The sequence below is a fragment of the Herbiconiux sp. UC225_62 genome (assembly GCF_042694625.1).
Taxonomy (GTDB): domain Bacteria; phylum Actinomycetota; class Actinomycetes; order Actinomycetales; family Microbacteriaceae; genus Herbiconiux.
Genome location: NZ_CP170551.1, coordinates 3,328,049 through 3,341,284, shown reverse-complemented (window position 1 = coordinate 3,341,284; position 13,236 = coordinate 3,328,049). Strand labels below are relative to the sequence as shown.

The window sequence follows — 13,236 nt, the reverse complement described above, 5'->3', positions numbered from 1 at the left end:
GGTGAGCGCGAGGCCGCGAAGCGACCTCACGCGAACATGTCGCGCGGCGCCGGGCAGGGACCGGCGACGCCCATGAGCGCCGCGCAAAGCACGGCGCCCATAGCGGGAATCACAGCTCCAGCACCAGCCTGGGACAGGCCGCCCGCGAGACGCAGATCATCATGACCTCGTTCGAAGCCTGCTCGTCGGGGGTGAGCACCGAGTCGCGGTGGTCGACCTCGCCCGAGATGACCGGTGTCTCGCAGGTGCCGCAGGTGCCCTCGCGGCACGAGGAGAGCACCAGCACGCCGGCCTCCTCCACCACCTCGAGGATCGTGCGATCCGGCGGCACCGACAGGGTCATGCCCGAGAGCTCCAGCTCCACCTCGAAGGCCTCGTGCCGCACCGGCTCGGTCACCTCGCGCGCCTCGAAGCGCTCCAGGTGGAGTGTGCCTGCGGGCCATGCGGATGCCGCGGCTTCCTGCTCGAGGGCGGTGAGCATCCGTGCCGGCCCGCAGCAGTACACCGACACGGGCGCGTCGGCGATCCGCGACGAGAGAGACGTGACGTCGAAGCGAGAACCGGAAGAGCCGGGCGCCCCCGGCACGTGCACCCGCACGCGCTCCCCGAAGTCCCGCACCAGCTCGTCGACGAACGGCATCCGTTCGAGCGAACGCCCGGCGTAGTCGAGAGTCCAGGACGCGCCGGCGGCCTCCGCGGCGCGGATCATCGGCACGAGCGGCGTGATGCCGATCCCCCCGGCCACGAAGGCATAGCGCGCCCCCCCGGTCGGGGGCACCAGCGCGAAGTGGTTGAGCGGACCCCGGATGCGCAAAGACGATCCCTTGGAGACATGCGCGTGCACGTGCTCCGATCCGCCCCGGCCGTCGGGTTCGCGGAGCACCGCGACGTGGTATCGAGAGAGGTCGCCGGGATCGCCGCACAGCGAATACTGCCGCTCCACACCGGGCTGCACCACGATGTCGAGATGCGCGCCGGGCTCCCACGCGGGCAGCGGGGAACCGTCGGCCGCCCGCAGTTCGAGCAGCACGACATCCTCGGCCACCTGCGTCGCCGCGGTCACCACGGCGTCGATCTCGCGGAGCACTGTCGTCACGATGAGGCCCTCCGCTCCTTCACGATGAACAACCGGTATTCGTCCTGGCCCAGCGAGCACCACCGGTGCAGGGTTCCGCCGGCATAGTGGATCGAGTCGCCCGGCGCGAGCTCGAACTCGCCGTCGTCACCGAGGTCGACGAGCACTGTTCCGCTCACGACGTGCAGGAACTCGGCCTCGGCGTGGCGGTAGAACTCGCCCAGCTCGTGGTTCGACCCCCGGAACTCCATCGGGATGAACGACCCTTCCCCGTGCACGAGGATGCGCGCCGAGCCGCCGCCGAACGGCCCCTGAGGCCCCTCCGCCTTGCGGACGAGCGCCACCCGGGAGGCGCCGTCTCCGGGGAGCAGGTCGTCGGTCGCGGCGGCGATCAACTCGATCTGACTCGATCCGAGCGCGCGGGCGATGCGCTCCAGCGACAGCATGCTGGGCCGCGCCTGCCCGCGTTCGAGCTGGCTGAGGAACGGATGCGACAGCTCGGCAAGGCGCGCCAGTTCCACCAGCGTGAGCCCCCGCGCCTGGCGCACCGAACGGATGCGCGCGCCGAGGCGCTCGGTCTGCTCGTCGAGGGCGACGCTTCCGGACACGATTCGCGCCCCTTTCGGTCGGAACACCTCAGACAGTAACCACCAACCCGCCCGCGCGCGAAATCGGCGTCAGCGGCAATTAACAATCGGAAATGTTTGCGTTACGTGCCCGAAACGAGCCGTCCGTAGCGTGAGCCCTGTTGAACCCATCAACATCCACCACGGTCACCCCGACGTCGCGATGATCATCACCCGGGCCGGCGCGCCCATTCACAGCGGGGAGATCGATCCGATGAACGCACTCCCCCAGCGACTCACCCGGCTGACGGATGCGACGCTCCACGACGGACGCGTCGTCGACGTCGAGATCACCGGCGACACCGTCACCGCGGTGACGCCGGCCGGCTCGAACCGACCGCACCCGAGCGACCTCGCTGACGACACGACCCTCGCGCTCGACGGCTTTCTCCTGCTCACCGCCCCCGCCGAGCCGCACGCCCACCTCGACAAGGCGCTCTCCTGGGACCTGATCGAGCCGCCGATGGGCGACCTCGGTCTCGCCATCGAGTCGTGGAAGCGCTATGCCGCGACGATGTCGAGCGAGAGCATCGCCGACCGGGCCCGCGAGCAGGCGCTCCGGATGCTCGCGAACGGCACCACGGCCATCCGCTGCCACGTCGACATCCTCAGCGGGCCCGACCCGATGCGCGGGGTGCGCGCCCTGGTGCAGGTGCGCGAGGAGCTGCGCGGCCTGCTCGACCTCGAACTCGTCGCCCTCGCCGGTCCGACCGCCCCTTCCGACGACGTGCTCGAAGCCCTCGACCTCGGCGTCGACCTGGTGGGCGGCGCGCCGCACCTGGCCGACGACCCCGAGGCCGACCTCCGCCGTCTGCTCGCCCTGGCCGAACTCCGCGGCGTGGGGGTCGACATGCACACCGACGAGAGCCTCGACGGTGCGATCACCATGCGCACGCTGGCCGAGGTCGTCCGCGACTGGGATGCGAGCCGGCCCGTGACCGCCGGACACTGCGTCCGTCTCGGCACGCTGCCCGCTGCCGAGCTCGACGAGCTGATCGCCGAGATCGTGCGGAGCGACATCGGTATCGTCACCCTCCCGATCACCAACCTGTACCTGCAGGGCTGGGAGCATCCGGTCTCCACTCCGCGCGGCCTCACGGCGGTGCGGAGCCTGCTCGACGCGGGAGCCCGCCTCGGCGCGGGAGCGGACAACGTGCGCGATCCCTTCAACCCCGTGGGTCGGAGCGACGCCCTGGAGACCGCCTCCCTGCTCGTCACGGCCGGGCACCTCACCCTCGACGAGGCCTACGGCGCCGTCAGTTCCGGGGCGCGCGACGTGATGAGCCTCCCGGTCGCCGGCGTCGAGGTCGGCGCGCGAGCCGAGCTTCTCGCCGTGCGCGGTCGCGGCCTCTCGGAGGTGATCGCGAACGCGTCCGCCGATCGTTTCGTGGTGCACGCGGGCCGCCTGGTCGCCCACAGCCAGGTCACCCACACGATCGCGCTCCCCGAGCTGAACGCCGCCGAGGCGGCACCAGCTCCCGCACCCGCACCCACACCCATCCCCGCACCAGCCGAACCCATTCTCGAAACGAGGTGAGAAGCTCCATGACCATCGCCCCTCCCCCCGTCGCCCCGGCGACCACCACCGATCAGCTGCTGCGCTTCGAGAACGTCGCCATGACGTTCCCGAACGGCACCACCGCGCTCTCCGGTGTCTCCCTGACCGTCAACCGCGGTGAGTTCGTGACCGTCGTCGGGCCATCCGGATGCGGCAAGTCGACCCTGCTGCGCATCGCGTCCGGCCTGACCCCGGCCACCGAGGGCGTGACGCAGGTCGACACGAGCCGCATCGGCTACGTGTTCCAGGACGCGACGCTGCTGCCCTGGCGCGACGTACAGGCGAACGTCGAACTCCTCGCAGAGCTCAACGGCATCCCGAAGAAGCAGCGCAGTGCCACCGCGAAGGAGGCGATCGACCTGGTGGGGCTCTCCGGCTTCGAGAAGCATCTGCCCAAGACGCTCTCCGGCGGCATGAAGATGCGCACGAGCCTCGCCCGCTCACTCACCCTCAACCCCGAGCTCTTTCTCTTCGACGAGCCGTTCGGCGCACTCGACGAGATCACCCGCGAACGCCTCAACGACGAGTTGATCCGGCTCTTCACCGAGCAGCAGTTCGCGGGGCTCTTCATCACGCATTCGGTCTCCGAGGCGGTCTACCTCTCCACCCGCGTCATCGTGATGTCGGGCCGACCGGGACACATCGTCGACGAGTTCCCGGTGGAGTTCCCGTTCCCCCGCGATCCCGACATCCGCTTCACCGCCGAGTACGCCGAGCTCTGCGGCAAGGTCTCGCACGCTCTCCGAGAGGGACACTCATGACCACCACTCCCCCCGCCCCGCCGAAGGTGCGCACCCTCGCCCGCCCGGCGACCGTGCGCAAGTCGAAGAGCCGCACCTCCACCTGGCTGCCGCCGCTGCTGGTCTTCCTCGGCCTCATCGGCATCTGGTACGCCGTCACCTACGTAGTGCTCGACGAGAAGCGCCGCTTCCTCATGCCTCCGCCGCACGAAGTGGTGATCGCGTTCTTCGACCCCGCCACCTTCCTGGAGATCATGCAGGCCCTCGGCCGCACCACGCTCGTCGCGCTGGTGGGACTCGCCTTCGCCATCGTGATCGGCGTGCTCTGGGCCGTGGCGATGAGCCAGGCGAAATGGGTGGAGCGCTCCCTCTATCCCTACGCGGTGGTGCTGCAGTGCATCCCGATCCTCGCGCTCGTGCCGCTGATCGGCTTCTGGTTCGGCTTCGAGTACCCGGCCCGCGTGATCGTCTGCATCATGATCGCGCTGTTCCCGATGGTGTCGAACACCCTCTTCGGCCTGCAATCGGTCGACCCCGGCCAGCGCGAACTGTTCCAGCTGCAGCGTGCCGGACGCTGGACGATCCTCTCGAAGCTCGAGTTCCCCGCCGCCCTCCCCGCCATCTTCGCGGGGATGCGGATCTCCGCCGGTCTCGCCGTGGTCGGTGCGATCGTGGGCGACTTCTTCTTCCGTCGCGGCGAACCGGGACTCGGTTCGCTCCTCAGCACCTATACCGCGCGACTGCGCTCAGCCGAACTGTTCGCCACGATCTTCGTCGCCGCTCTGCTCGGCGTCGCGATCTTCGCGCTCTTCGGCTGGATCGGCAAGCGCGTCGTCGGCAAGTGGTACGACTTCTCGGCCAGCTGACCCCCCTCGACTCATCCGTCCCACCCCGCACCACCCGCACCATCCCGTCCAGCACCACCCCGCAGCACCTAGAAGGAGATGACATGCGCAGCACCCGAACCCGGCTCGTCCTGGCCGCCGGACTCGTCGCGACCACCGCGATCGCACTCTCAGCCTGTAGCAGCAGTTCGTCGGCCACCGACGACTCGACCGCCTCGGCCGACCTCACCATCGGCTCGACCGATCTCTCGGGCGTCTGCCCGTCGAACATCGTGCTGCAGACCGACTGGAACCCGGAGGCCGAGCACGGCCACCTCTACGAGCTGCTCGGCCCCGACCCGAAGATCGACGCGGCCAACAAGAAGGTCAGCGGCCCGCTCTACAGCGGCGGTGAGTACACCGGTGTGAACGTGGAGATCCGTTCCGGCGGCCCGGCGATCGGATTCCAGAGCGTGACCTCGATCATGTACCAGGACCCCGACATCATGCTCGGCTACGTCTCGACCGACGAGCAGATCCAGAACTCGGCCGACTTCCCGACCACCGGCGTGTTCGCGCCGCTCGAGAAGAGCCCGCTCATGATCATGTGGGACCCGGCCACCTACCCTGACGCCAAGGACATCAAGGACGTCACGTCGAAGGGCGCCATCGTGCGCTACTTCGCCGACTCCACCTACATGGAGTACCTGAAGGAGCAGGGCATCGTTCCCGAGGCCCAGGCCGACGGCAGCTACGACGGCACCCCCGCGAACTTCGTGGCCGACGCGGGCAAGGCGGCCCAGCAGGGCTTCGCCTCGGCCGAGCCGTACATCTACGAGAACGAGGTCTCCGACTGGATGAAGCCGGTCGACTTCCAGCTCATCAACGACACCGGATGGGACTACTACCAGTCCGTCATGGCCACCCGCACCGGCGACCTCGAGGCGAACGCCGACTGCCTGAAGGCCCTGGTGCCCGTGCTGCAGCAGGCCGAGGTCGACTACTTCGCCGACCCCGCGCCGGTGAACTCGCTGATCCTCGACCTGGTCGACCAGTTCGACACCGGCTGGGTCTACTCGCAGGGCGTCGCCGACTTCTCGGTGAAGCAGATGATCGACCTCGGATTGGTCTCCAACGGCGCCAACGACACCATCGGCGACCTGGATGACGCCCGCATGTCGTCGTTCTTCGACAAGGCCGTGCCGATCCTCGAGAAGATCGGCGCCACCCCGGCCGACGGTCTGACCGTGGACGACATCTACACCAACGAGTACATCGACACCTCGATCGGTCTCCCGGCCAGCTGACCGGCAGCATCCCGACCGTTCGAAACCACCACTGAAAGGCCCGATCCCATGTCGCTCCGCCCCGTGACCGATCGTCGTACCGTGAGCTCCCGGCTCGCCGGAACGCGCGTCGTGATCACGGGCGGGGCGCGTGGCATCGGCGCCTCCATCGCCCGGCGCTGCGCGGCCGAGGGCGCTGAGATCAGCGTCCTCGACCGGCTCGCCGAGCAGGGCTCCGCCCTCGCCGGAGAACTCGGCTGCCACTTCGTCCCCGCCGACCTCAGCGATCCGACGAGCACCACGGATGCCCTCGGCCGGGCCATCGACGCACTCGACGGCATCGACGTGCTCGTCAACAACGCCGGCATCCTGCGCTTCGGGTCGCTCCTGGACATCACCGTCGAGGAGTGGGACACCGTCTTCGCCATCAACACCACCGCGATGCTCGTCACCACCCAGGTCGCCGCCCGTTCCATGATCGCGGCCGGCACCGGCGGCAAGATCGTGAACCTCGCCAGCATGGCCGGCAAGACCGGGGGCGCCGGGCAAGCGCACTACGCCGCCTCCAAGGCCGCCGTCATCGCTCTCACCCGGGTCACCGCGCTCGAGCTCGGCGCCTCCGGCATCACTGCGAACTGCATCTGCCCGGGCTACGTGCTCACCGACATGGGCGCCGCCACCCGCACCGAGGCGGATGTCGCCGAGTGGTCGAGCTACTCCCCGCTCGGCCGGCTCGCCGATCCGTCCGACGTCGCCGGAGTCGCCGCCTTCCTCGCGTCCGCCGACGCCGACTACATGACCGGCCAGGCCGTCAACGTCACGGGCGGCATGGTCATGCACTGACCCGGTCCGCACCGTTCCGGTCGCTCGCCCCGCTTCATCCGAACCACCATCCACGCACCAGAGGACTCCACCATGACCGCCTCCCCCGACCAGATCGCCGCCCTCGCCACGGAGCTCACCGCCCTGCTCGGCGAACGCGGCGTCACCACCGAGCTCCGAGGTCGCGAGAAAGCTTCGCTCGACGGCGCGAAGATGTCGCCGATCCTGGCCGAGCAGCTCCCGCTGGGTCTCGCCGACATCGTCGCCTTCCCGGCGAACGCCGAGCAGATCGCTCAGACGGTCGCGGCCGCCGTGCGGCACGGCGTGAGCGTGACCCCCCGGGGCAAGGGCACGGGCAACTACGGCCAGGCCATCCCGCTCGAGGGCGGGCTCGTGCTCGACATGTCCAAGGCCCGGGCGGTGGTCGAGGTCGGCGAGGGCTACCTCGTCGCCGAGGCAGGCGCGACGATGGTCGCCATCGAGCAGGCCGCACGCGAATCCGGCCAGCAGATCCTGATGTACCCCTCCACGGCGCAGTCGTCGATCGGCGGCTTCCTGTCGGGCGGCTCGGGCGGCACGGGGTCGATCAAGCACGGGTCGAACATGAGCGGCAGCTACGTGCTGGCTCTCGACGTCGTCTACGCGAGTCCCACCGCCGAACTCGTGCACGTCGAGGGCGAGGAGGCCCAGCCCTATGTGCACACGTACGGCACGGCCGGCATCATCGCCCGCGCCACGATCGCACTCGAACCGATGCAGGAGTGGGTCGGCCTCTACGCCAGCTTCCCGTCGTTCGCCGACGCGACATCCGTCATCCGCCAGGTCGGCTGGCTCGAGCCGACGCCCCGCCTGGTCTCGGCCGACCTGCCGCGCATCGCCGACGCGCTGCCCGACGACCCCGCGATCCCGAAGGGGCGTGCGTCGCTCCGCGCCATCCTCGACGCCTCCACCGTCGCCGCCGCGACGGCGCTCGTGGAGAGCGCCGGTGGGCGCGTCGAGGAGGTGCGCGAGGGGCCCCAGGCCACGGTGAAGATCTCGATGCTCTCCTACAACCACCCGATCGAGTGGCTGCAGAAGTCCACCGACGAGACCTACTTCCACGTGGAGGTCTCCGGAGCAGCCCTGGTCGAACGGCTCGACGAGGTGCACCAGGTGTACCCCGGGGCGATGCTGCACATCGAGGCCCAGCGCGATCACCCGATCGGCATGCTCGCCGCGCCCTATGTGAGCGCCGACGAGGTCTACGCCGGCTACGACCGGCTCACCGCCATCGGGGTGCGCTTCCACAGCCCGCACCAGTGGTTCGTGGACCACGAGGTGGAGCGCACGAAGGCGCTGGCGGCCGAGACCGACCCCGACGGGCTGCTCAACCCGGGCAAGATCCCGCTGGCCGAGACCGTTCCGACCGGTGTGAAGTGGGCGTGACCGACATGAGCACGCGCCGCCTCGTCGAACTCTCCGGCACCGCTGCTACGGCCGCGCTGTCCGCCGACTCCGTGATCGTTCTGCCCACCGGCGCGATCGAGCACCACGGTCCGCACCTGCCGCTGATGACCGACTACCTCATCGCGGACAGCGTCGCCAACGCCTCCGTCGAGCGCGCGGCATCCGAGGGTCAGGATGTCTGGATCCTCCCCACCATCGCCTACACGAAGTCCGACGAGCACCACTGGGCGCCCGGCACGATGTGGATCAGCTGGGACAGCCTGATGCAGACCGTCGTCGAGCTCGGCAACTCGATCGCCGCCACCCCGGCCCGGAAGCTCGTGTTCTTCAACGGGCACGGCGGCAATCTCGCCCTGTTGCAGGTCGCCTGCCGAGAGTTGCGGCGCCGCTTCGGCCTGCAGACCTTCCTCATGGGCGCCACCGTCCCCTCCGGCGCGCACGACGGCCCCGAGGAGTTCGGTCTCGGTATCCACGCCGGCCACGCCGAGACCTCGCTGGTGCTGCACCTGCGCCCCGACCTGGTCGACCTCTCGCTCGCCGAACGCAGCGTTCCCGAGCACCTGGCAGGTTACGAGCACATCGGCTTCAAGAAGCGCGTGACTTTCGGGTGGCTCTCGAACGACTTCGCCACCAACGGCACGCTCGGAGATCCGACCGGCGCCACCGCGGCCTATGGCGCCGAGCTCTTCGAGGCCTCGGTCGCCGACGCGGTCGCGGCCCTCGCCGAGGTGGCCCGGTTCGACGCGGCCGGCCCGGCGGGGGCCACGGGGGCCGCATGACGGCATCCGTTTCCGACGACGAGAACTCGATCGAGCTCGCCGGACTGCTCTCCGAGTGGCTCCCCGAGAACGACGACCCCGCCCGCCCGCTCATGACCCTCAGCACCGGAACGTCGAGCGGCTATCCGGATGCGCGCACCGTGCTGCTCAGCGAGTACGACGAGCGGGGCTTCTTCTTCCACACCGACTCCCGCTCGCGGAAGGTCGCCGATGTCACGGGCGATCCGCGCGCGGCACTGACCCTGGTGTGGCCCGGCCGCCAGCTCGTGGTGCAGGGCGATGTCGCGCGGGCCGACGACGCCGAAGAGCTGTGGGCCTACCGACACCGCTCGCGCTATCTGCAGCTGCTCGCCTGGCTCAATACCCCCGAGTTCGCGGCACTGCCCCAGGAAGAACGCCTCGCCCGCTGGGCCGAGTTCGACGCCGCGCATCCCGAGGGCACGCTCGACCCGCCGCCCACGTGGGCCGGCTTCGTGGTGCGCCCGGTGAGGCTCACCTTCTGGGAGGGCAGTCCGGACACGGCGAGCCGCCGCACCGAGTTCCGCCGCACCGCCGAGGGCTGGACGCGCGCCCTCCTCCCAGGCTGACCCCCTCACCTCTACACTTCAGACGTGACCGACCGCCGACCCGAGACGACCAGCCGCGTCTCCGGAGAGGATTGGTACGGTCGTGAGCTCGGCCCCGACGACGTGTTCGAGGGCGTGCTCTTCCAGGACTGCGATTTCACCGAGCTGGTCGATCGAGGCGCGAGCTTCGTCGACTGCGTGTTCCGGGGTGTGCGCTTCAATGTCTCCGACCATGTCGAGGCGGCGTTCACCAATTGCACGTTCGAGCGCTGTTCGTTCTTCGACGCGTCCTTCACCCGTTGCAAGCTGGTGGGCAGCGTCTTCGTGTCGTGCGAGTGGGATCTCACGAAGGTCGACGGCGGCAACTGGGGATTCGTCTCGCTGGCGCGCAATGACCTGAGTGGCGCATCCTTCACCGGCGTGCGGATGCGCGAGGCCGACCTGAGCGGAGCCCGCTGTGGCGGAGCCGTGCTACGCGACCTCGATCTGAGCGGCGCGCTCTGGCACCGCGCCGAGTTGCAGGGCTGCGACCTGCGCGGCAGCGACCTCTCGTCGCTCGATCCGCTCACCGTGGAGCTGGCGAAGGCGATCGTCACCGTCGATCAGGCGGTGACGATCGCCCAGGCGCTCCGGCTCGACGTGCGAGCCGAATAGGGCCGCCGGTCAGCTGTGCTGGAGGGCCTTGGCCTTCAGCAGGTTGTACTCGTCCTGGGTGATGGTGCCGGCATCCAGCAGGGCCTTGGCCTTCGCGATCTCGTCGGAGGCGCTCGATCCGGCGACGTTGCGGATGTAGTCGTCGGCCGCGGTCTGCGCCTGCTTGACCTCTTTGTTCTGACGCTCGGCCATGCCGCGCCCGCGCGCGATGAGGTAGACCAGCGCGGTGAGGAACGGCACGAAGATCAGGAAGATGATCCACACCGCTTTCCACCAGCCGCTCAGCTCACGGTCACGGAAGAGGTCGCCGATGATCGCGAACAACGCCATCAGGTAGGCGATGAACACGAACGCCCAGAGGAACCAGCCGATGACGTCCCAGAAATTTGCCCAGAAGCTCATGATGAACCTCCCACTCTGCCTCGAGGAGGGCGAGGCTCCCCCGGCGCGCGTAGGGCTTACCAACCCTCAGAGTAGCGGTCAGGAGAAGTCGGCGAGACCCTTTCCGATCACGACGACGCCGATGATCAGCAGCAGAACGGCCATCACCGTTGCATTGTTGCGTGTCAGCCACCCTCGAAGGGCTTCCAGCGGCGTCGCCAGACGCTGCGCGGCGAGCAGGTAGGCGACCACCGGAACGGCCACGGTGGATGCCGCGATGACGGTGTAGACCACGATGGCGACCACGGTCGCACCGATGTTCGGCGAATCAGAGCCCACCGCAAGTCCGGCCGCCACGCCCATCAGCAGGTTCTTCGGATTCACCGCGGCGAGCGCGAATCCGAGCGCGAAACCCCGCCCCGCCGTCAGGGAGTCGATGGCCGACATCCACGTGGGGAGCACCGGCGCCGCCCCGTCCCTCGGCCGCGCGCGCCATTGACGCACGGCCAGGCCGACGAGCAGGAGGCCCAGCGCGATCTTGACGACCCCGGCGATCGGCTTCGGCGAATCCGAGCCCGACTCCGGCAGGATCGAGGAGAGCAGGGTGAACACCACCACGGCCACCACGATGCCGAGGAGCCATCCGAACAGGAAGCCGAGGCTCGTGCCGCGCGCCTTCGGTGAGAGCAGCATCAGGATGGCCGCGATGATCGGGATGGGGCTGATCGCGACCCCGAGCGCGAGTGGCAGGACCTCGCCGATGACCTGACCCATCTCGTCCCCCTCTCTCGATCTGATCACACCCTAGAGCCGGAGCGGGAGCGGAAACCAGACGTCCGCGGGTGCTCATCCTTTGCGGAGCGTGCTCACGGCCTGATGGTTGGTGTCGAAGACCGTGTACTCCTTCAGCAGATCGAAGGTGGCAAGCTTCGCCCGGAGATCGGGCCGCAACCGGCTGTAGTTCACCGTGACGTCCTGTCCGGCGAGCCAGTTCTCCGCGCTCTCGAGACTCTCGGCGCCCGTCACGTCGATGTCGGTGATCGCTTCGAGGTCGAGCACGACATGGCGAATCCGATCGGCGCCTGCGGAGCTCACCGCCTTGCGCACCGCCTCTTCGAAGACAGCCGCATTGGCGAAGAACAACGGTGCCGCGAAGCGCAGCACGATGACGCCGGGCGTGGTCGGTGCACCCGTCGGATCATCGGTCGTGCCCGAGGCGTCGATGACGTCGATCGGCGGGTTCGCGGCCCGGCGCGCGAGGTTCACGAGGGCGAGCACGAAGGCGAGCACGATGCCGGCGATGGGTCCGAGGAGGAGCGCGCCGAGGAAGCACACGGCCCCGATGACGAACTCGAACTTGGTCAATCGCCAGAGGCGCACGAAGTCCGTGACGCCGAGCAGCGGCGCCACCGCGACCGCCACGATCGCGCCGATCGCGGGCGACGGGATGTCGGCGAGCAGCGCCGTGCCGAACAGCACCAGCAGCAGGGTGCCCACCGCCGCGATGAGCGAGGGCAGCTGGGTGCGCGACCCGGCCTGGTCCATCGCGGCGGTCCGCGAGGTCGACGAGCCGATCGTGAAGCCGCCCGTGGCTCCCGCGGCGATGTTGCCGACGCCGAAGGCGAGCAGGTCGCGGTTCGGGCGGGTGCGGTAGCCGCGCTTCTCGCCGTAGCTGCGCGAGACCAGCAGACCCTCCGCCATGGTGACCATCGCCAGCGCGATCGCCGAGGGAATCAGCGTCAACCAGGTGATCCAGTCGATGATCGGCCAGGTGAGACTCGGCGGCCCGGCCTCCACCGGGCCGAGCACGCTCACGCCCCGCGCTTCGAGCCCCGTGGCGACCACCACCAGCGTCGAGACGATCAGCACGACGAGGGCCCACGGCACGACCCGCGCCACCCGGCGTCCCACCACCAGCACGGCGATCGACCCGAGCGAGATCGCGACCGCCCAGAGGTTCGTGGTCGGCAGTCCCGCGATCAGGTCGCCGACCTTCTCGACGAACTCGCCGCCGCTGTTGATCTTCACTCCGAGCATCTTCGCCGCTTGGCTCACCAAGATGTCGAGCGCCAGACCCCCGACGAAGCCCACCAGGATCGGCTTCGACAGGAAGTTCGCCAGGAAACCCAGCTTGAACACGGCGCAGAGCACGAAGATGACCCCGCAGATGATCGCCTGGGCGAACGCGAGCGTGAGGTATTCCGCGCTGCCCGCCACCGCGAGCCCGCCGAGCGAACTGGCCACGAGCGCGGCGGCGGCGGCATCCGGGGACGCCACCAGCTGCCGCGACGACACGATCAGGGCGTACGCGACCGCCGGAACGATGAGCGCATACAACCCGGCCGTCGGCGGCAGCCCGGCGATCTGCGCGTAGCCGATGTTGAGCGGAACGGCGATGGCGAGCAGGGTGACTCCCGCGAGCGCTTCGCGGGCGGCGTTCCGGGGTGTCAGCCCTGCCAGATCCGCATCCGCACCCCCG

At 69.2% G+C, this 13,236-nt stretch carries 14 protein-coding genes; 9 read left to right on the top strand and 5 right to left on the bottom strand.

What is annotated here, in order from left to right:
• Positions 1 to 109: 109 nt before the first annotated feature.
• The gene (locus ACFJGU_RS16385; RefSeq protein WP_382304752.1) at positions 110 to 1,096 is read right to left on the bottom strand and encodes a PDR/VanB family oxidoreductase; all 987 of its coding nucleotides are present in this window, start codon (positions 1,094 to 1,096) and stop codon (positions 110 to 112) included.
• Entirely contained in the window at positions 1,093 to 1,683 is a 591-nt protein-coding gene (locus ACFJGU_RS16380; protein WP_382304750.1) for a helix-turn-helix domain-containing protein, read from the bottom strand. The genes ACFJGU_RS16385 and ACFJGU_RS16380 overlap by 4 nt, the downstream gene beginning before the upstream one ends.
• 130 nt (positions 1,684 to 1,813) lie before the next feature.
• Between ACFJGU_RS16380 and ACFJGU_RS16375 the strand changes: the two genes are divergently transcribed.
• From ACFJGU_RS16375 to ACFJGU_RS16335, 9 genes are all read left to right on the top strand, one after another.
• Entirely contained in the window at positions 1,814 to 3,238 is a 1,425-nt protein-coding gene (locus ACFJGU_RS16375) for an amidohydrolase family protein (RefSeq protein ID WP_382304748.1), read from the top strand.
• Between the two features lie 8 nt (positions 3,239 to 3,246).
• On the top strand, positions 3,247 to 4,020 hold the full coding sequence (locus tag ACFJGU_RS16370) for an ABC transporter ATP-binding protein (protein ID WP_382304746.1): 774 nt from the start codon (positions 3,247 to 3,249) through the stop codon (positions 4,018 to 4,020).
• Positions 4,017 to 4,865 (top strand): ABC transporter permease, encoded by an 849-nt coding sequence (locus tag ACFJGU_RS16365; RefSeq protein WP_382304744.1) that lies wholly within the window; start codon positions 4,017 to 4,019, stop codon positions 4,863 to 4,865. Before ACFJGU_RS16370 ends, ACFJGU_RS16365 begins: the two co-directional genes overlap by 4 nt.
• Before the next feature lie 83 nt (positions 4,866 to 4,948).
• On the top strand, positions 4,949 to 6,130 hold the full coding sequence (locus tag ACFJGU_RS16360; RefSeq protein WP_382304743.1) for an ABC transporter substrate-binding protein: 1,182 nt from the start codon (positions 4,949 to 4,951) through the stop codon (positions 6,128 to 6,130).
• Between the two features lie 81 nt (positions 6,131 to 6,211).
• Positions 6,212 to 6,952, top strand: coding sequence for an SDR family NAD(P)-dependent oxidoreductase (locus ACFJGU_RS16355; protein ID WP_382304741.1), 741 nt, complete (start codon positions 6,212 to 6,214; stop codon positions 6,950 to 6,952).
• Between the two features lie 72 nt (positions 6,953 to 7,024).
• Positions 7,025 to 8,356: an FAD-binding oxidoreductase gene (locus ACFJGU_RS16350; RefSeq protein WP_382304739.1), complete on the top strand. Its 1,332-nt coding sequence runs from the start codon at positions 7,025 to 7,027 to the stop codon at positions 8,354 to 8,356.
• Between the two features lie 5 nt (positions 8,357 to 8,361).
• Positions 8,362 to 9,156 carry a creatininase family protein gene (locus tag ACFJGU_RS16345; RefSeq protein WP_382310405.1) on the top strand — a complete coding sequence of 265 codons (795 nt, stop codon included), beginning with the start codon at positions 8,362 to 8,364 and terminating at the stop codon, positions 9,154 to 9,156.
• The gene (locus ACFJGU_RS16340) at positions 9,153 to 9,743 is read left to right on the top strand and encodes a pyridoxal 5'-phosphate synthase (RefSeq protein WP_382304737.1); all 591 of its coding nucleotides are present in this window, start codon (positions 9,153 to 9,155) and stop codon (positions 9,741 to 9,743) included. The genes ACFJGU_RS16345 and ACFJGU_RS16340 overlap by 4 nt, the downstream gene beginning before the upstream one ends.
• A 24-nt stretch (positions 9,744 to 9,767) precedes the next feature.
• Positions 9,768 to 10,376 carry a pentapeptide repeat-containing protein gene (locus tag ACFJGU_RS16335; RefSeq protein WP_382304736.1) on the top strand — a complete coding sequence of 203 codons (609 nt, stop codon included), beginning with the start codon at positions 9,768 to 9,770 and terminating at the stop codon, positions 10,374 to 10,376.
• A 9-nt stretch (positions 10,377 to 10,385) separates the two neighbouring features.
• Here ACFJGU_RS16335 and ACFJGU_RS16330 read toward each other — a convergent pair whose 3' ends face one another.
• The 3 genes from ACFJGU_RS16330 to ACFJGU_RS16320 form a co-directional block, all read right to left on the bottom strand.
• Positions 10,386 to 10,778, bottom strand: a complete 393-nt coding sequence (locus ACFJGU_RS16330; RefSeq protein WP_382304734.1) for an SHOCT domain-containing protein — start codon at positions 10,776 to 10,778, stop codon at positions 10,386 to 10,388.
• Positions 10,779 to 10,856: 78 nt separating this feature from the next.
• A complete protein-coding gene (locus tag ACFJGU_RS16325; RefSeq protein ID WP_382304732.1) occupies positions 10,857 to 11,531 on the bottom strand; it encodes a GAP family protein in 675 nt (224 codons plus the stop codon).
• Between the two features lie 72 nt (positions 11,532 to 11,603).
• A complete protein-coding gene (locus tag ACFJGU_RS16320) occupies positions 11,604 to 13,208 on the bottom strand; it encodes a SulP family inorganic anion transporter (RefSeq protein WP_382310403.1) in 1,605 nt (534 codons plus the stop codon).
• Positions 13,209 to 13,236: the final 28 nt, after the last annotated feature.

Excerpts from the sequence above, each read along its gene's own strand:
- ACFJGU_RS16325 (WP_382304732.1), bottom strand. The coding sequence starts at position 11,531 with ATGGGTCAGGTCATCGGCGAGGTCCTGCCACTCGCGCTCGGGGTCGCG.
- ACFJGU_RS16370 (WP_382304746.1), top strand. The coding sequence starts at position 3,247 with ATGACCATCGCCCCTCCCCCCGTCGCCCCGGCGACCACCACCGATCAG.
- ACFJGU_RS16345 (WP_382310405.1), top strand. The coding sequence starts at position 8,362 with ATGAGCACGCGCCGCCTCGTCGAACTCTCCGGCACCGCTGCTACGGCC.
- ACFJGU_RS16340 (WP_382304737.1), top strand. The coding sequence starts at position 9,153 with ATGACGGCATCCGTTTCCGACGACGAGAACTCGATCGAGCTCGCCGGA.
- ACFJGU_RS16360 (WP_382304743.1), top strand. The coding sequence starts at position 4,949 with ATGCGCAGCACCCGAACCCGGCTCGTCCTGGCCGCCGGACTCGTCGCG.
- ACFJGU_RS16365 (WP_382304744.1), top strand. The coding sequence starts at position 4,017 with ATGACCACCACTCCCCCCGCCCCGCCGAAGGTGCGCACCCTCGCCCGC.
- ACFJGU_RS16330 (WP_382304734.1), bottom strand. The coding sequence starts at position 10,778 with ATGAGCTTCTGGGCAAATTTCTGGGACGTCATCGGCTGGTTCCTCTGG.
- ACFJGU_RS16350 (WP_382304739.1), top strand. The coding sequence starts at position 7,025 with ATGACCGCCTCCCCCGACCAGATCGCCGCCCTCGCCACGGAGCTCACC.